At 52.9% G+C, this 19,826-nt stretch carries 19 protein-coding genes; 15 read left to right on the plus strand and 4 right to left on the minus strand.

Annotated features, from left to right (window positions below):
- Positions 1–145: 145 nt before the first annotated feature.
- Positions 146–310 (minus strand): DUF1127 domain-containing protein, encoded by a 165-nt coding sequence (locus QVF11_RS05590; protein ID WP_287855538.1) that lies wholly within the window; start codon positions 308–310, stop codon positions 146–148.
- 177 nt (positions 311–487) lie between these two features.
- On the opposite strand from QVF11_RS05590, the gene QVF11_RS05595 reads away from it, so the two are divergent.
- From QVF11_RS05595 to symE, 6 genes are all read left to right on the plus strand, one after another.
- Positions 488–1,900, plus strand: coding sequence for an aminotransferase-like domain-containing protein (locus QVF11_RS05595; protein ID WP_287855540.1), 1,413 nt, complete (start codon positions 488–490; stop codon positions 1,898–1,900).
- Positions 1,901–1,929: 29 nt separating this feature from the next.
- The gene (locus QVF11_RS05600; protein WP_287855542.1) at positions 1,930–2,718 is read left to right on the plus strand and encodes a hypothetical protein; all 789 of its coding nucleotides are present in this window, start codon (positions 1,930–1,932) and stop codon (positions 2,716–2,718) included.
- Between the two features lie 46 nt (positions 2,719–2,764).
- Complete coding sequence (hsdR, locus tag QVF11_RS05605) at positions 2,765–5,194, plus strand: EcoAI/FtnUII family type I restriction enzme subunit R (protein WP_287855544.1); 2,430 nt, start codon at positions 2,765–2,767, stop codon at positions 5,192–5,194.
- Positions 5,195–5,263: 69 nt separating this feature from the next.
- The gene (locus QVF11_RS05610; protein WP_287855546.1) at positions 5,264–6,733 is read left to right on the plus strand and encodes an N-6 DNA methylase; all 1,470 of its coding nucleotides are present in this window, start codon (positions 5,264–5,266) and stop codon (positions 6,731–6,733) included.
- Complete coding sequence (locus QVF11_RS05615) at positions 6,733–8,439, plus strand: restriction endonuclease subunit S (RefSeq protein ID WP_287855548.1); 1,707 nt, start codon at positions 6,733–6,735, stop codon at positions 8,437–8,439. The genes QVF11_RS05610 and QVF11_RS05615 overlap by 1 nt, the downstream gene beginning before the upstream one ends.
- 216 nt (positions 8,440–8,655) lie before the next feature.
- Positions 8,656–9,003, plus strand: coding sequence for an endoribonuclease SymE (gene symE, locus QVF11_RS05620; protein ID WP_287855550.1), 348 nt, complete (start codon positions 8,656–8,658; stop codon positions 9,001–9,003).
- Between the two features lie 45 nt (positions 9,004–9,048).
- Here the strand turns inward: symE and QVF11_RS05625 are convergent, their stop codons facing one another.
- On the minus strand, positions 9,049–11,148 hold the full coding sequence (locus tag QVF11_RS05625) for a GmrSD restriction endonuclease domain-containing protein (protein WP_287855552.1): 2,100 nt from the start codon (positions 11,146–11,148) through the stop codon (positions 9,049–9,051).
- Between the two features lie 560 nt (positions 11,149–11,708).
- Between QVF11_RS05625 and QVF11_RS05630 the strand changes: the two genes are divergently transcribed.
- Together QVF11_RS05630 and QVF11_RS05635 are read left to right on the plus strand one after the other, a co-directional pair.
- Positions 11,709–12,620, plus strand: a complete 912-nt coding sequence (locus QVF11_RS05630) for an acetamidase/formamidase family protein (protein WP_287855554.1) — start codon at positions 11,709–11,711, stop codon at positions 12,618–12,620.
- The gene (locus QVF11_RS05635) at positions 12,617–13,960 is read left to right on the plus strand and encodes an APC family permease (RefSeq protein ID WP_287855556.1); all 1,344 of its coding nucleotides are present in this window, start codon (positions 12,617–12,619) and stop codon (positions 13,958–13,960) included. Before QVF11_RS05630 ends, QVF11_RS05635 begins: the two co-directional genes overlap by 4 nt.
- Positions 13,961–14,143: 183 nt before the next feature.
- Here QVF11_RS05635 and QVF11_RS05640 read toward each other — a convergent pair whose 3' ends face one another.
- A complete protein-coding gene (locus QVF11_RS05640) occupies positions 14,144–14,566 on the minus strand; it encodes a FosA family fosfomycin resistance glutathione transferase (protein WP_287855558.1) in 423 nt (140 codons plus the stop codon).
- On the minus strand, positions 14,560–15,468 hold the full coding sequence (locus QVF11_RS05645) for a LysR family transcriptional regulator (RefSeq protein ID WP_287855560.1): 909 nt from the start codon (positions 15,466–15,468) through the stop codon (positions 14,560–14,562). The genes QVF11_RS05640 and QVF11_RS05645 overlap by 7 nt, the downstream gene beginning before the upstream one ends.
- Before the next feature lie 87 nt (positions 15,469–15,555).
- On the opposite strand from QVF11_RS05645, the gene QVF11_RS05650 reads away from it, so the two are divergent.
- The 7 genes from QVF11_RS05650 (at position 15,556) to QVF11_RS05680 (ending at position 19,811) form a co-directional block, all read left to right on the plus strand.
- Positions 15,556–16,338 carry an NAD(P)H-dependent oxidoreductase gene (locus tag QVF11_RS05650; RefSeq protein WP_287855562.1) on the plus strand — a complete coding sequence of 261 codons (783 nt, stop codon included), beginning with the start codon at positions 15,556–15,558 and terminating at the stop codon, positions 16,336–16,338.
- Between the two features lie 146 nt (positions 16,339–16,484).
- Positions 16,485–17,069 carry a TetR/AcrR family transcriptional regulator gene (locus QVF11_RS05655; protein WP_287855564.1) on the plus strand — a complete coding sequence of 195 codons (585 nt, stop codon included), beginning with the start codon at positions 16,485–16,487 and terminating at the stop codon, positions 17,067–17,069.
- A 144-nt stretch (positions 17,070–17,213) separates the two neighbouring features.
- Positions 17,214–18,017 carry a winged helix-turn-helix domain-containing protein gene (locus QVF11_RS05660; RefSeq protein WP_142512575.1) on the plus strand — a complete coding sequence of 268 codons (804 nt, stop codon included), beginning with the start codon at positions 17,214–17,216 and terminating at the stop codon, positions 18,015–18,017.
- Complete coding sequence (locus QVF11_RS05665; protein WP_112215162.1) at positions 18,014–18,532, plus strand: FidL-like protein; 519 nt, start codon at positions 18,014–18,016, stop codon at positions 18,530–18,532. The genes QVF11_RS05660 and QVF11_RS05665 overlap by 4 nt, the downstream gene beginning before the upstream one ends.
- Positions 18,533–18,938: 406 nt before the next feature.
- Positions 18,939–19,217, plus strand: a complete 279-nt coding sequence (locus tag QVF11_RS05670; protein WP_112215163.1) for a BMC domain-containing protein — start codon at positions 18,939–18,941, stop codon at positions 19,215–19,217.
- A 16-nt stretch (positions 19,218–19,233) separates the two neighbouring features.
- Positions 19,234–19,518: a BMC domain-containing protein gene (locus QVF11_RS05675; RefSeq protein WP_112215164.1), complete on the plus strand. Its 285-nt coding sequence runs from the start codon at positions 19,234–19,236 to the stop codon at positions 19,516–19,518.
- A 14-nt stretch (positions 19,519–19,532) separates the two neighbouring features.
- Positions 19,533–19,811 carry a BMC domain-containing protein gene (locus tag QVF11_RS05680; RefSeq protein ID WP_002442217.1) on the plus strand — a complete coding sequence of 93 codons (279 nt, stop codon included), beginning with the start codon at positions 19,533–19,535 and terminating at the stop codon, positions 19,809–19,811.
- Positions 19,812–19,826 lie beyond the last annotated feature (15 nt).

Genomic DNA, 19,826 nt, shown 5'->3' on the forward strand with positions numbered 1-19,826 from the left:
AATTCTGTGAATGTAAATTCCCGATGGAGTATCGGTTTGGTATGGTAGCCCGGACAGGCGCGTCAAGCGCCGCCTCCGGGGAAACCCCGGTCGCGCTGACGTTTACCGGGGCTACGAACGCGCGCGGGGTGAAAAACCGCACGTTTTAATTGATCTGATCCCGGCGCAATCCAACATCTCTCAGCTGTTCATCGCTCATTCGCCGCAGAACTCGTCGCGTTTGCATACGAAGCCACCATTTTCTGATCGCTCGCCCTAAAAATACGAAGCCGATAAACGGCTGTTTTGCCCGGTTCTCGTGAAATTCCATCCTCTGCCTCCTCGCCTTGCCAGAGGCTTTATCTTCGCGGATCTGAGGCTAGACAATACAGATTCAAAAAACACTTTTCTTTAACATACAGATTGATTAAAACGATATCTGCGTGCGGTTTTCACCGCCAATCTGTACCGGTTTATCCATCTGTATGGCAACAAAAAGGGATACAGCATGACTCGCTACCAACATCTGGCCAATTTGCTGGCTGAGCGTATTGAACAAGGGCTATATCGCCATGGCGAAAAGCTGCCCTCAGTGCGCAGCCTTAGCCAGGAGCACGGCGTCAGCATCAGCACCGTCCAGCAGGCTTATCAGACGCTGGAGCAGCGCCAGCTGATCACCCCGCAGCCGCGATCCGGCTATTTTGTTGCGCCACAAAAAGCCCAGCCGCCGGTACCGCCGATGTCGCGCCCTGTACAGCGCCCGGTGGAAATAACCCAGTGGGATCAGGTGCTGAACATGCTCGACGCCCGCAATGACAAAACCATCATCCCGTTCGGCGGCGGCTCCCCGGACGTATCTCAGCCGAGTTTAAAACCGCTGTGGCGCGAGCTCAGCCGGGTGATCCAGCATAATATTATCGATGTGCTGAGCTACGATGAGCTGGCCGGACGCCGCGAACTACGCGAGCAGATTGCTCGCCTGATGCTCGATGGCGGTTCCGTCGTCACCGCCGACGAGCTGGTGATCACCAGCGGCTGCCACAGTGCGCTATCGCTAGCCCTGCTTGCGGTATGCCAGCCCGGCGATATCGTTGCCGTTGAATCCCCTTGCTATTACGGCACCATGCAGATGCTGCGCGGCCTGGGGATCAAAGCCATTGAGATCCCCACCGATCCGAACAGCGGGATCAGCGTCGAAGCCCTGGAGCTGGCGCTGGAGCAGTGGCCGATCAAAGGGGTCATTCTGGTGCCGAACTGCAACAACCCGCTGGGATTCATCATGCCGGACGCCCGTAAACGCGCCGTGCTGTGCCTCGCCCAGCGCCACGATATCGTGATTTTTGAGGATGACATTTACGGCGAGCTGGCGACCGACTACCCGCGCCCGCGCACCATCCACTCGTGGGATATCGACGGTCGGGTCATACTCTGTAGCTCGTTTACCAAAACCATCGCTCCCGGCCTGCGCATCGGCTGGGTCGCCCCGGGCCGCTACTACGATCGCCTGTTGCAGATGAAATACGCCGCCAGCGGCACCAACGTCCCCTCGACCCAGCTGGCGGCCTCCACCTTTATTCGCGAAGGCCACTATCACCGCCACGTGCGAAGAATGCGGCAGATCTACCAGCGCAATATGGAGCTCTACACCTGCTGGCTGCGGGAATATTTTCCCTGCGGCATCTGCGTCACCCGTCCAACTGGCGGCTTTATGCTATGGGTCGAACTGCCCGAGCAGGTGGATATGGTCTGCGTCGCCAAACAGCTGTGCCGCATGAAGATCCAGGTCGCGCCGGGATCGCTGTTTTCGGCTTCAGGGAAGTATCGTAACTGCTTAAGGATCAACTGCGCCCTGCCGCCGATTGAGAAACATCGGGAGGTGATGGTGCAGCTGGGCATGGCGGTGAAGGTGGCGATGGAGTGAGTAATAATTTCAACTGACTGGAAAAATATATGAGAAGTAACCTAAAATCATTTTTGATAAATGCATTAAAAATTATTCCGGGGTATGATTTCCTCTCGGAAATGTATATATTCATTAAACATCCTGAAATATATGACGGCACCCATGAATATGCTCCACTGGTAAACTCTGGCGCTAATTTATTAAAATCAATACTGATTGTAGGCTCATTGATAGCTGCATTCAGTTTTCTTTCAATTAAATTAGCTCCCATAACTAGCTTTAAATTAATATTCAATCAACTATATTGGTACATTCTTTTGTTAATCCAACCTATAAAGTTTGGAGTCTTTTTCTGGCTGTGCATGTCTACAGCAACTCGATTTAAAAAAAATGTGTGTCATAGTGTTTATTTTTTTCAGGTGCTTCAAACCTACGCTGTTATTAATGTAATAATATTCTTCTTGTTTTGCATAGCAATCAACAGAATTTTCCTTACTGGAGATTTTAACAGACCATCTGGCAATATTGATCTAATGATAGGTTTTATATTGGCATTGCTTGTTCTTACACTTACATTCAGACTATTAATAGCTCCATCATTTCGTTACTTGTCGATGTATTACAAAAAACCATCCAGTGCAATTATCCTTCTCTTATCAATTAGCATCTCTTATTATTCAGCTAATCAAATAAAATTAGTAGACGGAAAGGGAATGGTGAACAAGAAAGAATTCTGCGAATTATCTTATGATTTAAAAATAAATCCCTCACACATTAATAAAATTGATAAAAATCTATACCTGAATGAGTGCATAAATATCTTCTCCCGGAATTGATAATTATGTAAAATCAGAAGGTTCCTGTTCACGTAAAGAGAGAACTATGGCTGACCTGAACCTGAGTACCCTGACGGAAGCAGACATCATCACCAAACGCGTTATGCCCGCCATCCTTGATGCTGGCTGGAACGACACAACGCAAATCAGACAAGAGGTCAAACTCCGGGACGGTAAGGTCATCGTGCGCGGCAAAGTCGCAGCGCGTAGAACGGTGAAATCCGCCGATATCGTGCTCTACCACAAACTCAATATGCCACTAGCTGTTATCGAGGCCAAAGCCAATAAGCATGAAATCGGCAAAGGCATGCAGCAGGCGCTGGGTTATGCGCACCTGCTAGACGTTCCCTTTGCATTTGCTTCTAACGGTGATGGTTTTATCTTCCACGATAAAACTTCTACTGGCGCGATTGAGCGAGAAATTACCCTCGACGAATTTCCAACGCCTGACGAATTGTGGCAGAAATATTGCCTCTGGAAAGGTTATACCGCCGCCCAGATGCCGATCGTCACACAAGATTATTACAACGACGGCAGTGAGAAACGGCTGCGCTACTACCAGCTTCAGGCCATCAACAAAACGCTAGAAGCCGTTTCCACCGGGCAAAAGAGATTATTACTGGTCATGGCGACAGGAACGGGTAAAACGCTGACAGCGTTCCATATCATCTGGCGTTTATGGAAAGCCGGAGTGAAGAAACGCATCTTGTTCCTGGCTGACCGAAACGTCCTTGTTGATCAAACCCGACTTGATGATTTTCAGCCTTTTGGTTCCGCAATGACCAAAATCACCGGGCGCACTCTCGATCCCGCTTTCGAAATCCATCTTGCGCTTTATCAAGCGTTAACCGGCAATGAAGAGCATCAAAAAGCGTTTAAGCAGGTTTCACCAGATTTCTTTGATCTGATTATCATCGACGAGTGCCACCGCGGTAGCGCCTCCGAAGACAGCGCCTGGCGTGAAATTCTGGATTATTTCAGCTCCGCTACCCAGATTGGTATGACTGCCACACCGAAGGAAACGCACGAGATCTCCAATAGCGACTATTTTGGCGATCCGATCTACACCTATTCGTTGAAAGAAGGCATTGAGGATGGGTTCCTCGCGCCTTACAAAGTGGTACGTGTCGATATTGATGTTGATTTACAGGGCTGGCGGCCCGTGCGTGGCCAGAGTGATCTCAACGGTGAACTGATTGACGACCGAATCTATAACCAGAAAGATTTCGACCGCACGATGGTCATCGACGAGCGTACTGAACTGGTGGCAAAAACCATTACCGATTACCTCAAACGCACCAATCCGATGGATAAAACCATCGTATTTTGCGAAGACATTCCTCATGCTGAACGAATGCGTCGGGCACTGATCAATCTCAACTCGGAGATGGTAAAACGTAACGATAAATACGTGATGAAAATTACCGGCGACGACGAGGAAGGAAAAGGTCAGTTGCAGAATTTCAGCGACAAGAAAAAAGAATGGCCGGTAATTGTAACCACCTCAGAACTGATGACCACCGGCGTGAACGTCAAAACCTGCAAACTGATCGTGCTGGATCAAACCATCCGCTCGATGACCAAATTTAAGCAGATTATCGGCCGCGGTACTCGCATCGAAGAGAGCTACGGCAAACTGTGGTTCACCATTCTCGACTTTAAAAAGGCCACTGAGCTCTTCGCCGATGAGCGTTTCGACGGCATCCCGGAAAAAGTGATGGAAGCCACTGCGGATGACATTGCCGACCCGGATTCCGGGTTCGATGAAAAGCTGGATGAAGACAATATTGACGTTTTTGCAGAGGACGACGTTACAGGGGCTGATGAAGATCCAGCAACGTATACGACCGGCTCATTCGACAATTCAGGCCCACTTCCGGAAGAGGAAGACAACCGAATCCGCAAATTCCATATTAACGGTGTCACCGTAGGCGTCGTGTCTCAGCGCGTTCAGTATTACGATGCCGACGGCAAGCTGGTCACCGAGTCATTCAAAGATTACACCCGCAAAACCGTGCTCAAAGCCTGCGCCTCACTGGATGATTTTGTTCAGAAATGGCAAGATGCTGACCGCAAAGCGGCGGTGATCAAAGAGCTCGAATTACAGGGAATCCTTTGGGATGTGCTGGCGGAAGAGGTTGGCAAAGATCTCGACCCGTTCGACATGCTCTGCCATGTGGTGTATGGTCAGCCGCCGCTCACGCGCAAAGAGCGCGCAGACAACGTTCGCAAGCGTAATTATTTCACTAAATATTCCGATGTCGCGCAGACCGTGCTCAGCAATTTGCTGGACAAATACGCCGATGCGGGCGTGGAAGAAATCGAGAATATTCAGGTGCTGAAGCTCAAACCGTTCGACCAGATGGGAACTCTGCAGGAGATCATCACCGACGGTTTTGGCGATAAAGGCACCTATATGCAGGCAGTGATCGACCTGGAAAGCGAAATTTATCAGCTTCCTTCCCGCTCCGCCTGACCATCCTGATTACGCCACCTGCGGCCCGTCTGCCGCAGGTGGCTTTGTTTTTTATAAAGGGACGACCCCATGTCAATCAGCTCGGCTATCAAATCATTACAAGACATCATGCGCAAAGATGCAGGCGTCGATGGCGACGCACAGCGTCTGGGTCAGCTCTCCTGGTTACTGTTCCTGAAGATCTTCGACGCCCAGGAGCAGGCGCTGGAAATCGAGCAGGAAAAATACAGGCTGCCCATGCCGGAGCGCTACCTATGGCGCAACTGGGCGGCCGATAACGAAGGGATCACCGGCGATAAACTGCTGGCGTTCGTCAACGACGACCTGTTTCCGACGCTGAAAGATCTACCCGCGCAGATCGATATCAACCCGCGCGGCTATGTGGTTAAGCAGGCGTTCAGCGATGCCTACAACTATATGAAAAACGGTACCCTGCTGCGTCAGGTGATCAACAAGCTGAACGAGATCGATTTTACCCGCGCCAGCGAACGCCACCTGTTCGGCGATATCTATGAACAAATCCTCAGAGATCTCCAGGCCGCAGGCAACGCGGGTGAGTTCTACACCCCACGCGCCGTGACCCGTTTTATGGTCGATCGCGTTGATCCGAAACTCGGCGAGTCGATTATGGATCCGGCCTGCGGCACCGGCGGCTTCCTCGCCTGCGCGTTTGACCACGTGAAAAACAACTATGCGCACACGGTGGCTGACCGCCAGATCCTGCAAAAACAGATCCACGGCGTGGAAAAGAAACAGCTGCCACATCTGCTTTGCACCACCAATATGCTGCTGCACGGCATCGAAGTGCCGGTGCAAATTCGTCACGACAACACCCTGAACAAGCCGCTGTCATCGTGGGATGAACAGATGAACGTGATCGTTACCAACCCACCATTCGGCGGCACCGAAGAAGATGGCATCGAGAAGAACTTCCCTTCCGATATGCAGACCCGCGAAACGGCGGATCTGTTCCTGCAATTGATTATTGAAGTGCTGGCGAAAAACGGCCGCGCGGCTGTGGTGCTGCCGGACGGCACGCTGTTTGGAGAAGGTGTGAAAACCAAGATCAAAAAGCTGCTCACCGAGGAGTGCAACCTCCACACCATCGTGCGTCTGCCGAACGGCGTGTTTAACCCGTACACCGGGATCAAAACCAACCTGCTGTTCTTTACCAAAGGCCAGCCGACCAAAGACATCTGGTTCTACGAGCACCCGTATCCGGCGGGCGTGAAGAACTACAGCAAAACCAAGCCGATGAAGTTTGACGAGTTCCAGGCCGAGATCGACTGGTGGGGCAACGAGGCCGACGGCTTCGCCAGCCGCGTCGAGAACGAGCAGGCATGGAAGGTCAGCATCGACGAGGTGATGGCCCGTAACTTTAACCTCGATATCAAAAACCCGCACCAGGCGGAAGCCGTCAGCCACGATCCGGATGAACTGCTGGCGCAGTACGCCAAGCAGCAGCAGGAGATCCAGACCCTGCGCCACCAGTTGCGCGATATCCTCGGCGCAGCGCTCTCCGGTAAGGAGGCCAACTGATGGCGGTGGAAAAACTGATAGTCGACCATATCGACACCTGGACCACGGCGCTGCAAACCCGCTCCACCGCCGGGCGCGGCAGCTCGGGCAAGATTGACCTGTACGGCATTAAGAAGCTGCGCGAGCTGATTCTGGAGCTGGCGGTGCGCGGCAAGCTGGTGCCGCAAGATCCGAACGATGAACCGGCATCGGTGCTGCTGGAGCGTATTGCGGCGGAAAAGGCCGAGATGGTGAAGCAGGGGAAAATTAAAAAGCCCAAGCCGCTGCCGGAGATTAGCGAGGAAGAGAAACCGTTTGAGCTGCCGGTGGGGTGGGAGTGGGTACGGTTTGGTAGCATCTATGAAATGGAATATGGTAATAATTTACCTCAAGAAAAAAGATCTAATTCTGGCGAATATAATGTATATGGCTCCAATGGAATTGTAGGCACACACAACGAAGCATGCATTAAATCACCATGTATTGTCATCGGCAGAAAAGGTTCAGCAGGGGCATTAAACCTCTCAGATCAGGCTGCTTGCTGGGTGACAGATGTTGCTTATAGCACGATCCCTCCAAGTGCGATGGATCTAGAGTTTGTCTTTATACAATTTCATACCTTAGGCCTCGATACTTTGGGAAAAGGAATTAAGCCCGGCTTAAATCGTAACGATGCTTATAATTTAACAATAGCGATTCCACCTCAAAGCGAACAGAAAGCCATCGTATCAAAAGTAAATGAATTGATGACTTTATGCGACCAACTGGAACAGCACTCCTTGACCAGTCTGGACGCCCATCAACAGCTGGTTGAAACCCTGCTAACCACGCTAACCGACAGCCAGAACGCCGATGAATTGGCCGAAAACTGGGCGCGTATCAGCGAGCATTTCGATACGCTGTTTACCACCGAAGCCAGCATTGACGCCTTAAAACAGACCATTCTGCAACTGGCGGTGATGGGTAAACTGGTGCCGCAGGATCCGAACGACGAACCGGCTTCTGAATTACTCAAACGTATTGTGCAGGAAAAAGCGCAGCTGGTGAAAGACGGGAAAATTAAAAAGCAAAAACCGTTGCCACCGGTTAGTGATAAGGAAAAACCGTTTGAACTGCCGGAAGGGTGGGTATGGTGCCGCTTGGGTGAACTAGCCCTTAAATCCGAAGCTGGCTGGAGTCCTCAATGTGAAAATACACCAAGATCGGGAGAACAATGGGGTGTACTGAAAATCAGTGCCGTCACTTGGGGTGAATATCAGCCGGAAGAAAATAAAGCTCTTCCAGCTCATTTATCACCGAGAGAAGAATATGAAGTAAAAGAAAATAACTTCTTAATTTCTCGTGCAAATACAGCAGAACTTGTCGCTCGTTCTGTTGTTGTTCCTGAGAACACACCCAACAATCTTATGCTCAGCGATAAAATAATTCGGTTTGAGTTTTCCTCATTTGTCAGCGCTCACTACATAAGTATAGTGAATAACTCTTTATTTTCACGTGAGTATTATAAAGAAGTAGCTGGAGGAACAAGTTCATCAATGAAAAATGTCTCCAGAAACCAAGTTTCAGAATTACTAATTGGTTTACCTGGATATAATGAGCAGTTAAAAATCGTTGAAAATATAACCAAATACATTCAGATATGTGAAGCTCTGACTTCTAAAATTAAATCCGCCCAAAAAACCCAGCTCCACCTGGCCGACGCCCTCACCGACGCCGTCATCAATTAACCCGCCCCCGAAAACCAATAAAGCGGCTAAATAGCCGCTTTATTCCCATCATCAGAAATAATCCATCCCCGCATCCACGCCGTTATTTTCATTCATTTTCAGCTGGACTTTCCTTCTATTCCCTGATGATATATCCAGGTATTTTTCGCAAGACGCCCGTGCTGCAACACGAGCGCCTCGCTAATCACAATCACTATTTCTAGAGGAATAGCCATCATGACTACCCAGCATTCTATTGCAGAATTCACCGATCCAGAAGTCTCCCCAACAAATAACCGCGCCGCCACCGTCAGTTATGCGAGCCGCTTTGAAGATCATCAGCGTATCCCGGCAATTATCATGAAAGGCCAGTGGCTTGAAGCTGCCGGTTTTGCCACCGGCACCAAAATTGATATCAAAGTGATGGACGGCTGTATCGTGCTGACGGCAAAGCAGCCGGAGCCGGAAGAGCCCGCATTGCTACAGTCGCTGCGCCGGGTGTCTAAATTGTCCGCGCGTAAGCAGCGTCAGGTGCAGGAGTTTATCGCCGTCATTGCCGATAAGCCCCGCAAGCGGAAACCATAAAATCAGCTATCCGGCAGCCTCCGCGCTGCCGGGTTGACATCGAGGCTAAACCGCCGCGCTATCCATCTGTTTTTCAAACGCCTGACGGATCAGTCCCATCACATACGGCAGCTGAGCAATATCGCTGAAACCGACCTCTACATCACCATTGCCCCAGCGACCAAGATCCGTGACGTCTTTCGCCATACCTTTCGGGTCAACCAGCTCATGGAACGGCATATTCAGCGACAGGCGCAGTCGGCTTTTCTGCGGTACCACGTCCACAAAATTGGTCTCCGCCTTGAAAGCGACATACAGCTTCAGCACGTCCTGGGTGATGCTTGCATCCAGCTTTAAAATTTCCGGCGCCAGCTGGTCAAACAGCATCCGGCTGTGCGAACCAACTTCCAGTTGATGGAAGTCTGTCAGGCTGTAGTTCATGATTTTTTCAGGCTGCTGACGATACTGGCTCAGCACCTCTTCACTCAGCGCAGGCGCGCACCAGACCTGAACGGCACGCTTTGTCAGACGCTCAGCCCGCACATCCATCGCCGCTACATCCCATTTCTCGCACTGCCCTAACCCGACGTTTAAATGCAGCGGGCTTTCCTTGAAGCCGCCAGCAATATCGCGTTTTTCCACAAAGGCTTTATCACTGTAACGCGAGTTATAGCCGGTTAACGTCAGATTCCCCAGCGTATGCAGCCGTTCTTTATGTATCCGCTGCCAGTCGCTGCCCAATTCTTCACGCCATTTTACCGGCAGATTTTCATTCTGCGGCATAATGTGTTCAATCGTATATTCATCCACCGCCACGCGCTCTTTACGCTCAAAATTTTCCAGACGACGCAGCCAGTAACTGCGGCTGCGGAAGTTATACAGATCGCGCTCTTTTAATTTAAGGCTGAATTCATCATCATCTGGAAAACGTCGGTAGCTCGGCAGTTCCAGTAAATGCGCCTGAATACTTTCCAGATAGTTTTCTTTATCCAGTACCCGATAAAACGTGGCGAAGGTTTTATTTAGCGAGTTAGTGGGAATGGCGCACACTGCGCGGCGGAAAACATACGACTCAATCAGCCTTATTGCGCTCAGGAAATCATCGGGCGATAAACCCTTCTCACGGTAATCGTGATACAGCACCAACAAGAATGGATAGGCAACATCAACCTTTAATTCCCGCAAATCCTGAAACGCAGTCGCGAGAGGCTTATCGCTCTCTTTGCCCAGCGCCATCGCACAAAAATATTCCGCATAGCGTTGAATATCCGCCACCAGCGCATCGACACCCGCTTCGGCGACAGGCAGGCTACGCGCATGCAGCTTAAAGGCTTCATACACTTCATCGGTACGGGGAATATCCCCCGTTTTGACAGTCAGGTAATGGCGCATAAAGCTGTCGAAATATTCACTGTAGCCTTTCTGCCCGAAGGCAATTTCCATCGGCCGCCAGTGGTCATCATACAGCCGCGTCTGATGCTCCGGTTCCAGCCCCATCAGAATAAAGTTACGCACTAAATCGGCCTGGCTGAGCGCTTTCCCTGTGGAGTTCATACTTTCAAAGATCAGCTGCGGATTGTCCTGCCCACGATTGAGCGCCACGTCGACAATCAATAGCTTTGATAACCCGCGACACAGCGAAATCAGGTCATCACCTAATTTACTGATTTGCTCATCGAAGAATTCAAAATTGGCCGCGATACGCTGCGAACCGTTTTCAGGCAGCGGTTTTTGCTTAATCAGCGCCAGCAGGCTGTCTTTATCGGTCTCCGTCAGCAGCAGCTTATAGCCTTTCTCCCCGGATTCATAAGGGTTGAGCAAATAGTAATTGCGTAATTTCATGGCGGAGAAGCCATCAATTAACTCTTCATCACCAAGGTGACGGGATAGCGCTTCAAGCAGCAGCATTGCAGTGGTCAGACGCTGCTGACCATCAATAACCAGCAACGGAGAAATCCCCGAAACCTGATATAGCCCCTGTTCAATATAAACAACGGAGCCAATAAAATGGGCCGAAATATCATCACGCTGCCCGGCACGAAGAATATCGTCCCAAAGCTGGCGGCATTGCTGCTCAGACCATGAATAGGTGCGTTGATAGATCGGGATAACAAATTGCTGCGAGCGTTTGAGAAAATCAAGTAATCGGGCTTCTGTGGCTTTCATTTTTAGCATTCTCTTCCGTGAAGCATTAAGTACAACAATAATAACCACGCCCATTAATAAGTTAAATGTAAATACTGAATACAGGGCAGGATTGTGAACCGGCACAGAGCATTTCAGCTGTCTGCAGGTCTGGACGTTAATCGCCACCTCAAGGGAACAACACACAATGCAGCTTCAGGTTTCCTTCCCGGTGGCGCTGCGCTGACCGGGCTACAGGTCTCCAACCATCTTCGGACCCGTAGCCCGGACAAGGTGCGTCAAGCACCGCCTCCGGGATTTTCCCTTCCCTGAGAACAAAATCCTTACAGGTGTCAGCAGAGCAATATGCTGAATAATCAATTCGCCGCAGTAAACAATTAACAAATGACAACCTAAATAACCAACATATAAATCACTGTCATTAATATACTTAAATACATGATTTATCATAAAATACATATCGTTTGTGTTTATAAGATCTTGCCTAATTGCCTTCCCATCATAATCCCGATACATTCACCTTCTCCCCGCAGGGGAAATTCTAAATATAAAAACACAACAATATAATCGGGATGAATGTCATGAAAATAACCAAAGACCAGGTGGTTTACGCCATGTCGCGGGATAACGCCCCTGTCGCCACCGTAAGTAGCGGTAGTGAGGTGCTGTTCGAAACCTGTGACTGCTTCTCTGACCAAATTACCTCTGCCGATGCCGTATTCAACGAGCTGGACTGGCAGCGTATTAACCCGGCGACCGGGCCGGTGTACGTCGAGGGTGCCGTGCCGGGCGATGCGCTTAAAGTTACGATCAAGCGTATTACCCTGACGGGTCAGCAAGCTGTGATGGTCACCGCGCCGCAATTGGGTGTGATTGGCGACGAACTCGATGCCCCGAAGGTCACTATCGTTCCCATTGAAAACGACCAGGCCGTACTGCCCGGTAACGTGCGCGTTCCGCTCAACCCGATGGTTGGCGTGATCGGCGTCGCCCCGGCAGGTGAAGCCATCTCCTGCGGCACGCCGGATAGCCACGGCGGCAATATGGATTGCAAAATGATTACCGCAGGCAGCACGCTGTGGTTGCCGGTCAACGTGCCCGGCGCGCTGTTCGGACTGGGAGATTTACACGCCGCGATGGGCGATGGCGAAGTCTCGGTCTGCGGTCTGGAAATCCCTGGTGAAGTGCTGGTGGAGCTGACGGTGGTTAAAAACCGCAAGCTGCCGCTGCCTATGCTCGAAAACAGCGAGACGCTCTTCACCCTGGCCTCTGCCCTAACGCTTGATGAGGCCGCCGCCATGGCTACCCGCCATATGGCGCACTTTATCGCGGATAACACGTCCCTGACGCTGGCGGAAGCCATCAGCATTCTGAGCATCGCAGGCGATCTGCAAATCTGTCAGGTGGTCGACCCGCTGAAAACCTGTCGTTATGCCTTACCGAAATCAGTGGCTGAACAGCTCTCCCTGCGTATTGAAGGGGAGCAGGCATGAGCGTCGAACAATTTGGCTATAAGCAGGAGCTGCACCGGGCACTGACGTTCCGCGACCTGCTGGTCTACGGCATGATTTTTATGGTGCCCATCGCCCCGTTTGGCGTCTTTGGCTACGTCTGGGACGGCGCGCAGGGAATGGTAGCGCTGGCCTACCTCATCGGCATGGTGGCGATGTTTTTTACCGCCATGAGCTACTGGTCGATGTCACGCGCCTTCCCGGTTTCCGGTTCGGTATACGCGTATGCTCAGCGCGGCATTCATCCCATTGTCGGCTTTTTTGCCGGTTGGCTGATCCTGCTGGACTATATCCTGGTGCCGTCGCTGCTCTATATCGTCAGCGCAGCGGCGCTGGCGCCCATGCTGCCTGGCGTACCGGGCTGGCTGTGGATCGTCGGCTTTATCGCCATTAACAGCCTGATTAACCTGCGCGGCATTACCTTTACCGCTCGGGCTAATAACACGATTTTGATCGCCGAAATCGTGGTGCTGTCGGTGTTCGTCGTGCTGGGGCTGATCGCGCTCTATTCCGGCGCGGGCGCAGGCCATTTGACGCTCGACCCGCTGTATAACGCCGATAAGTTCAGCCTGCCGCTGGTGATGGGCGCGGTCTCTATCGCCGTCCTCTCATTCCTGGGTTTCGACGGGATCTCCACGCTTTCGGAAGAAACGAAAGGCGGCGTCGATACCGTGGGCAAGGCTTCACTGGGCGCATTGATGCTGGTGGGTTCGCTGTTTATCCTGCAAACCTGGATTGCCGCCGATCTGGCGCAGGGGATGACGTTCAGCAGCCTCGATACCGCCTTCTACGATACCGCGAATCTGGCGGGCGGCGGCTGGCTGAAGTACGTCACTATGTGGTCAACGGTGATCTCCTGGGGGATTGCCAACGCGCTGGTGGCTCAGGCTGCCGTGTCGCGTATTCTGTTTGCGATGGCGCGTGATAAGCAACTGCCGAAACTGCTGGCGAAAGTGCATCCGCGGCTGAAAACGCCTTACGTCAGCACCCTGTTTGTGGCGCTGATTTCCCTGGTTTCCGGCCTTTGGTTCTATGGTGATATCGACAATCTTAGCCGCCTGGTGAACTTCGGCGCATTAATGGGTTTCCTGGTGCTGCATATCGCTGTGATCAACCATTACATCATTCGCAATAAGTCACGCAATCTGGTGATGCATCTGCTGTTCCCGGTGGTGGGTCTGTGCATTATCGGCTTTGTTATCTATGAGATGGACGCTCAGGCGAAGGTGCTCGGGCTGAGCTGGCTGGCGGTGGGCGTCGTCTATTACGTCATGATGCGCCTGGTGCTCAAACGCAATATCGAACTAAATCTGGAAGGGTAATTCGCGAAGCTAATCTCCCCGGTGGCGCTACGCTGACCGGGCTACGGGTTCCCAGCAATCATCGGGCCGGTAGCCCGGACAGGCGCGTCAAGCGCCGCCTCCGGGGAAATAACGCACAATTTAGCTTCAGATTATTTTCCCGGTGGCGCTACGCTGACCGGGCTACAGGCTCCCAGCCGCCTGTTAGTTCTCGCCAAAAAACACCATGCCTTTATAGGGTTTCTCCCGACAGGCTGCCAGGCGCTGGCCGAGGCTGCCGACGTGCAGCTCCAGCTTATGACCGTCCGGGTCGAGGAAATAGTGCGATGCGCCTTCGCTTTTATTCACCTTCCATACCGGGACGCCTGCCGCATTCAAACGCTCGGAAAACGCCGCAAAGTCCTCTTGCGCAATGCTAAATGCGTAATGGGTATAATCGCTCTCCTCGGGCGGGGTGACGCGCCGCTGCGGGTCCAGCGACAGGCACAGCCACAGATCGCCGCAGGAGAGATACGCGCCGTTGTCCCACTGCGCGTGCAGCGTCATCCCCGGAAGCTGCTGATAAAACGCCACGCTCGGCGCCAGCTGGCTGACCGCCAGGGTCAGGTGATTTAATCCGCTTAACATCGCTTATCCTCTAATGACATGACGATTTGCTGGCGCAGCCACCGATGCGCCGGGTCGCGGTGCCAGCGCTCGTGCCACAGCATCAGCATATCAAACCCAGCCACCGCCAGCGGCGGTTCGACCACCGTCAGGCCACGAGTTCCGCGCACCAGACGCTCCGGCAGCACCGCCACCAGCTCGCTATTGCGCAGCGTCTCCAGCATAAACAGGAAATGTGGCACCGAAAGGACAACCCGCCGCGCCAGCCCGAGGTTCGCCAGCGCGGTATCGGTTGCGGCGCTGAATCCCCCGCCGTCTGGCGAGACAATCACCTGTTCTAACTGGCAGAACTGCTTCAGGCTCAATGTTGATTGCAACGCCGGATGCCCCGCTCTGCCCGCCAGCACATAACGTTCGCGAAACAGCAGACGCTGATGCAACCCCGGCGGCGCGCCGTCATGAGTATGGAAAAACAGATCTACTTCATCGCGATCCGCCTGCTGAATCAACCGCGAGGGCTGTAGTTCAAACACCGCCAGACGGCTGGCAGGAGAAGCAGTACGCAGCACGTTGAGCGCTGGCAGCAGGATCGCCGAGGCCATATAGTCCGTTGCCGCCACGCGCCAGGTCTGCGCCGCCGTCGCCGGATCAAATGCCTGAACTGGCGCTACCGCCAGCTCCAGAGCCAGTAGCGCATCGCGCAGCGGTCCGCGCAGTTCATCGGCGCGGGCGGTAGGCTGCATCCCACGCGGACCCGGCAGCAGCAGCGGATCGGCGAAAATCTCCCGCAACCTCGCCAGCTGAACGCTGACCGAGGGCTGCGACAAATTAAGGCGCTGCGCCGCTCGAGTGACGTTATTTTCGCTGAGCAGCACGTCGAGGGTGCGCAGCAGGTTGAGGTCCAGACGCTGAATATTAATCATCACTATACCTGCCATTAAGGTAATTCATTTCTACTATAACGCCGCGCCCTCTACTCTGCAGCTCTCCATGACTCAGAGGTGATCTCAATGAAAGTGTTACTGATTTATGCCCATCCCGAACCACGTTCGCTTAACGGTGCGCTGAAAGATTTTGCCGTGCAGCATCTGCAAAAGGCCGGTCACGAAGTACAGGTTTCCGATCTTTACGCCATGCGCTGGAAGGCAGGGTTTGATGCCGACGACAGTAACGCTTTGCCGGTCGGAGATGTCTGGCGGGCAACGCGGGATTCACAATATGCCTTTGCCCACGGCACGCAACGCGCGGATATCACTGGCGAACAGGAGAAGCTGCTGTGGGCCGATATGGTGATTTTTCAGTTCCCGCTGTGGTGGTTTTCCATGCCCGCCATTATGAAAGGCTGGATTGACCGGGTTTACGCTTACGGGTTTGCTTACGGCGTCGGCGAACATAGCGACAAACACTGGGGAGATCGCTATGGTGAAGGGACGTTCGCGGGCAAACGGGCGATGCTGATCGTCACCGCCGGAGGATGGGCAGAGCACTACGCGCCGCGCGGGATTAACGGTCCTATCGACGATATTCTGTTCCCCATTCAGCACGGGATGCTGTTCTACCCCGGCTTTGACGTGTTGCCGCCGCTGGTGTTTTACCGTACCGACAAAATCGATGAACATCGCTTTAATACGCTGCGCGACGAACTGGCCCAGCGGCTTGATACGCTCACCGAAACCGCGCCGATCCCCTTCCGCCGCCAGAACCATGGCGATTACCTGATCCCTTCTCTGGCTCTGCGCCCGGAGCTGTCACCGGGTGAAAGCGGCCTGGCTATCCATTTGAACTCTATGTGAATCTCTGCTGGTGGTATTCGTTACGCACGAATACCACCACATTTCACAAGGTGAATTGTGAGCCTCCACGCAATAACCGAATCCCGTCCCGGTGCGCCTCTTCGCATATTGATAGCGATCAAGAATAATCATACCGTCTGGTCGGTATGATTCGGGCCATGAACACAGAAGCCCAACATCGAAAAAAAGACCCGGTCCGTTTATATAAGCAGTTGCTGGAATCAGCGGCCACCATTGCCGGTCGGGACGGAATCGCCGCTCTCTCGCTAAACGCCGTTGCGCGCGAGGCGGGTGTCAGCAAAGGCGGCTTACTGCACCATTTCCCGAACAAACAGGCGCTGATTTTTGCCCTCTTTGCTCGCCTGCTGGCCATTATGGAAGAAGCGATTTCAGAGCTGATGGCTGCAGATAATATCTCTTATGGCCGCTTTACCCGCGCCTATCTGCACTACTTGTCAGCCCCGGAGCTGACGGACACCCAGGAGAGCCGCCAGTTAATGGTGCTGTCGCTGGCGATGCCGGATGAGCCGGTACTGCGAAAATGCTGGCGCGACTGGATGCTTGACCATCTGGCGAAGGGTGACGAACTGGACAATAGCCATACCGGCACGCTGGTGCGCTATGCCGCGGACGGCATCTGGCTATCGGAATTAACCGAGGGGCGCACGATGAGCGCCGGGCACCGGCAGTCGCTGGTCAGCGATCTGACGAAGATGACGCTTCCTGTGTGAACATATATACACTAAATAATTCGCATTGCAGGAAGGCGGCAAGGGAGCGAATCCCTGGGAGCATAGATAACTATGTGACCAAGGTGAGCGAGCGCAGCCAACGCACCTGCAACGTGAAGTATGACGTGATAGATTGAGGCCGCGATGCGTTATAACATCCATGGCCGTCTTATTTATGATGCAACGGACGGCACACTAACTCTACCGGGAAGCGAGGAGGCGGACAGCCAGCTGTCAATTACCGCCAACGCGCTGCTGTGGTTTTTCCTGCGCCATACCGCCGTGGTTAGCCGTGATGAGGTGCTTAAAAAGGTCTGGGATGATAACGGGTTAACTTCGTCGAACAGCAATCTCAATCAGTATCTGAGCATGCTGCGCAAAACCTTCCGCCACTACGATATCGATAACATTATTGTCACCGTGTCGCGCGGCCTGCTGCAGCTCAACCCGGATCTCACCATTGAGATGCTGGACGCTATCCCTGAACCTGCACCGCCGCAGCCCGCTATCGATCCTGAGCCAGACCAAACCACCGCGCCGCCAGAACAAAAGCCTGTTTCCACCCGGCACGCGCGCGGCACCTGCTGGTATCTCGCCGGCGTCAGCCTGCTCACGATCTCCTTGCTGCTGGTGGTGTGTAGTTTTCTTGGCACCAGCGAGTCGCGACCCATCATGCTAACGCAAATGAGCCACAGTCAGTGCGAGCTGCTGGCCAGCGATGAGATGCTGCGCTCCGTTGCCGGAACTGCCTATGGCAAGAATTTTGATGTCGTACGCCAGCGCCTGAAGCTGGAGTGCAAACCCGGCGAACGCTTTGTCTTCTTCTATGGCGACCGGCTGGAAACCAACGGCCTGGGCCGGGTATTCCTCGCCCACTGCGCGATGCATGAAGATAACCCGTTCAGCTACTGCGATAACTATTTTTACTATTCATGGAAGCCGCAATGAGACTCGCCCCTCGCCCCTTTTTCGCTCTTTCCAGCCTGGTGTTTATTGCCGCCGCTGGGTTCAGTGCCTGGAAGCTGCTGCCCGTCGAAAACGGCGGGATCATGAGCTGTTCGACAAAAGCGATTATGCGTTTTGAGAACATGGAGAAAGAGAACGTTAACGGCAACATTCATTTTAATTTTGCCGCTAATGGGAAGGGGTCGATGGTGGTCGAAGGCTATACCGACTCCGCCGCCGGTTGGCTCTATCTCCAGCGCTACGTCAAATTCAGCTACACCAGCAAGCGTATCTCCACCACTGAGCGCCACTATCGCATCAGTAAGTGGGAATCCAGCGCCTCATCCATTGATGAGTCTCCGGACGTCATCTTCGACTACTTTATGCGTGAGATGTCGGACAGCCACGACGGCCTGTTCCTCAACGCCCAGAAGCTCAATGAGAAAGCGATTCTGCTCAGTTCTATTAACTCGCCGCTCTACGTCTGCACGCTGAAGTCCGGCAGCAAACTTGATTAAGCTCACAGTGTCTTTTTTCCAGCCCCATCTCTCCCACTAAAACCGCACTTTTTGCATTTAGCCTCACCGCCAAAACACGATCTTTCCCGCACTTCACGAAGGGTTAAATTACCCCTCTCCTGCAATAAATTAGCAACCTGTTAACATCTATCGGCTTCCGACTAAATGGTGAAAAAAACGCCACAACCGTCGCCAAATCTTCCCCTCAACTGCAGCACAAACAGATAAATACCAACCTCACCCAACCTAAATCACAGAGTAAAAAACTAAAAATACCCGCCTGACGGATTTAAATTTCACTTCACCGCCCACGCCCTATAGTGAACCCCGAACACCGCTTCCGCGTCCTGACGCCGTTACGCGGACGGTTTTCCCGAATCACAAAATCTGTTCTGGAGGAGAAAACATGGGTGATGCATTAGGGCTTATCGAAACCAAAGGTCTGGTGGCCTGTATTGCCGCAGCGGATGCCATGTGCAAATCCGCCAACGTCGAGCTGATTAGCTATGAAAACATCGGCTCCGGTCTGGTCACCGTGATGGTGAAGGGCGACGTCGGCGCGGTGAAAGCAGCAATAGATTCCGGTGTGGAATCCGCACAGCGCGTAGGGGAAGTGGTGACGTCGCTAGTGATTGCGCGTCCACACAACGACATCAACAAAATTGTCATTAAACACAGGGCTTAAGGCCAGGAGAACGCAAATGGGTGATGCATTAGGTTTGATTGAAACCAAAGGTCTGGTGGCCTGCATTGAAGCGGCAGATGCGATGTGCAAAGCCGCCAACGTTGAGCTGATTGGCTATGAAAACGTCGGTTCCGGTCTCGTCACCGCGATGGTGAAAGGCGACGTCGGCGCGGTGAAAGCGGCTGTTGATTCCGGCGTGGAATCAGCGCAGCGCATCGGCGAAGTGGTGACCTCGCTGGTTATCGCCCGCCCACATAACGACATCAACAAAATCGTCTCGCATTACAAAATGGCCGAATAACCGGAGAAAACCTGATGAAAGAAGCGCTAGGGCTTATCGAAACCAAAGGTCTGGTGGCCTGTATTGAAGCCGCGGATGCAATGTGTAAAGCCGCCAACGTCGAGCTGATTGGCTATGAAAACGTCGGTTCTGGCCTCGTCACCGCGATGGTGAAAGGCGACGTCGGCGCGGTGAATGCCGCCGTGGACTCCGGCGTGGAAGCGGCCAAACGCATTGGCGAAGTCGTCACCTCTCGCGTCATCGCGCGACCGCATAACGATATCGAAAAAATCGCGGCGCAGCACAAAGCATGACCTGACAGGGCGCGC

Origin of the sequence: Klebsiella sp. (assembly GCF_027492335.1) — a bacterium.
GTDB classification, from domain to species: Bacteria; Pseudomonadota; Gammaproteobacteria; order Enterobacterales; family Enterobacteriaceae; genus Klebsiella; species Klebsiella huaxiensis.

What these genes read in the sequence shown, in the direction of transcription:
- QVF11_RS05590 (WP_287855538.1), bottom strand. Translation starts at nt 310, where the DNA reads ATGGAATTTCACGAGAACCGGGCAAAACAGCCGTTTATCGGCTTCGTA.
- QVF11_RS05595 (WP_287855540.1), top strand. Translation starts at nt 488, where the DNA reads ATGACTCGCTACCAACATCTGGCCAATTTGCTGGCTGAGCGTATTGAA.
- QVF11_RS05600 (WP_287855542.1), top strand. Translation starts at nt 1,930, where the DNA reads ATGAGAAGTAACCTAAAATCATTTTTGATAAATGCATTAAAAATTATT.
- hsdR (WP_287855544.1), top strand. Translation starts at nt 2,765, where the DNA reads ATGGCTGACCTGAACCTGAGTACCCTGACGGAAGCAGACATCATCACC.
- QVF11_RS05610 (WP_287855546.1), top strand. Translation starts at nt 5,264, where the DNA reads ATGTCAATCAGCTCGGCTATCAAATCATTACAAGACATCATGCGCAAA.
- QVF11_RS05615 (WP_287855548.1), top strand. Translation starts at nt 6,733, where the DNA reads ATGGCGGTGGAAAAACTGATAGTCGACCATATCGACACCTGGACCACG.
- symE (WP_287855550.1), top strand. Translation starts at nt 8,656, where the DNA reads ATGACTACCCAGCATTCTATTGCAGAATTCACCGATCCAGAAGTCTCC.
- QVF11_RS05625 (WP_287855552.1), bottom strand. Translation starts at nt 11,148, where the DNA reads ATGAAAGCCACAGAAGCCCGATTACTTGATTTTCTCAAACGCTCGCAG.
- QVF11_RS05630 (WP_287855554.1), top strand. Translation starts at nt 11,709, where the DNA reads ATGAAAATAACCAAAGACCAGGTGGTTTACGCCATGTCGCGGGATAAC.
- QVF11_RS05635 (WP_287855556.1), top strand. Translation starts at nt 12,617, where the DNA reads ATGAGCGTCGAACAATTTGGCTATAAGCAGGAGCTGCACCGGGCACTG.
- QVF11_RS05640 (WP_287855558.1), bottom strand. Translation starts at nt 14,566, where the DNA reads ATGTTAAGCGGATTAAATCACCTGACCCTGGCGGTCAGCCAGCTGGCG.
- QVF11_RS05645 (WP_287855560.1), bottom strand. Translation starts at nt 15,468, where the DNA reads ATGATTAATATTCAGCGTCTGGACCTCAACCTGCTGCGCACCCTCGAC.
- QVF11_RS05650 (WP_287855562.1), top strand. Translation starts at nt 15,556, where the DNA reads ATGAAAGTGTTACTGATTTATGCCCATCCCGAACCACGTTCGCTTAAC.
- QVF11_RS05655 (WP_287855564.1), top strand. Translation starts at nt 16,485, where the DNA reads ATGATTCGGGCCATGAACACAGAAGCCCAACATCGAAAAAAAGACCCG.
- QVF11_RS05660 (WP_142512575.1), top strand. Translation starts at nt 17,214, where the DNA reads ATGCGTTATAACATCCATGGCCGTCTTATTTATGATGCAACGGACGGC.
- QVF11_RS05665 (WP_112215162.1), top strand. Translation starts at nt 18,014, where the DNA reads ATGAGACTCGCCCCTCGCCCCTTTTTCGCTCTTTCCAGCCTGGTGTTT.
- QVF11_RS05670 (WP_112215163.1), top strand. Translation starts at nt 18,939, where the DNA reads ATGGGTGATGCATTAGGGCTTATCGAAACCAAAGGTCTGGTGGCCTGT.
- QVF11_RS05675 (WP_112215164.1), top strand. Translation starts at nt 19,234, where the DNA reads ATGGGTGATGCATTAGGTTTGATTGAAACCAAAGGTCTGGTGGCCTGC.
- QVF11_RS05680 (WP_002442217.1), top strand. Translation starts at nt 19,533, where the DNA reads ATGAAAGAAGCGCTAGGGCTTATCGAAACCAAAGGTCTGGTGGCCTGT.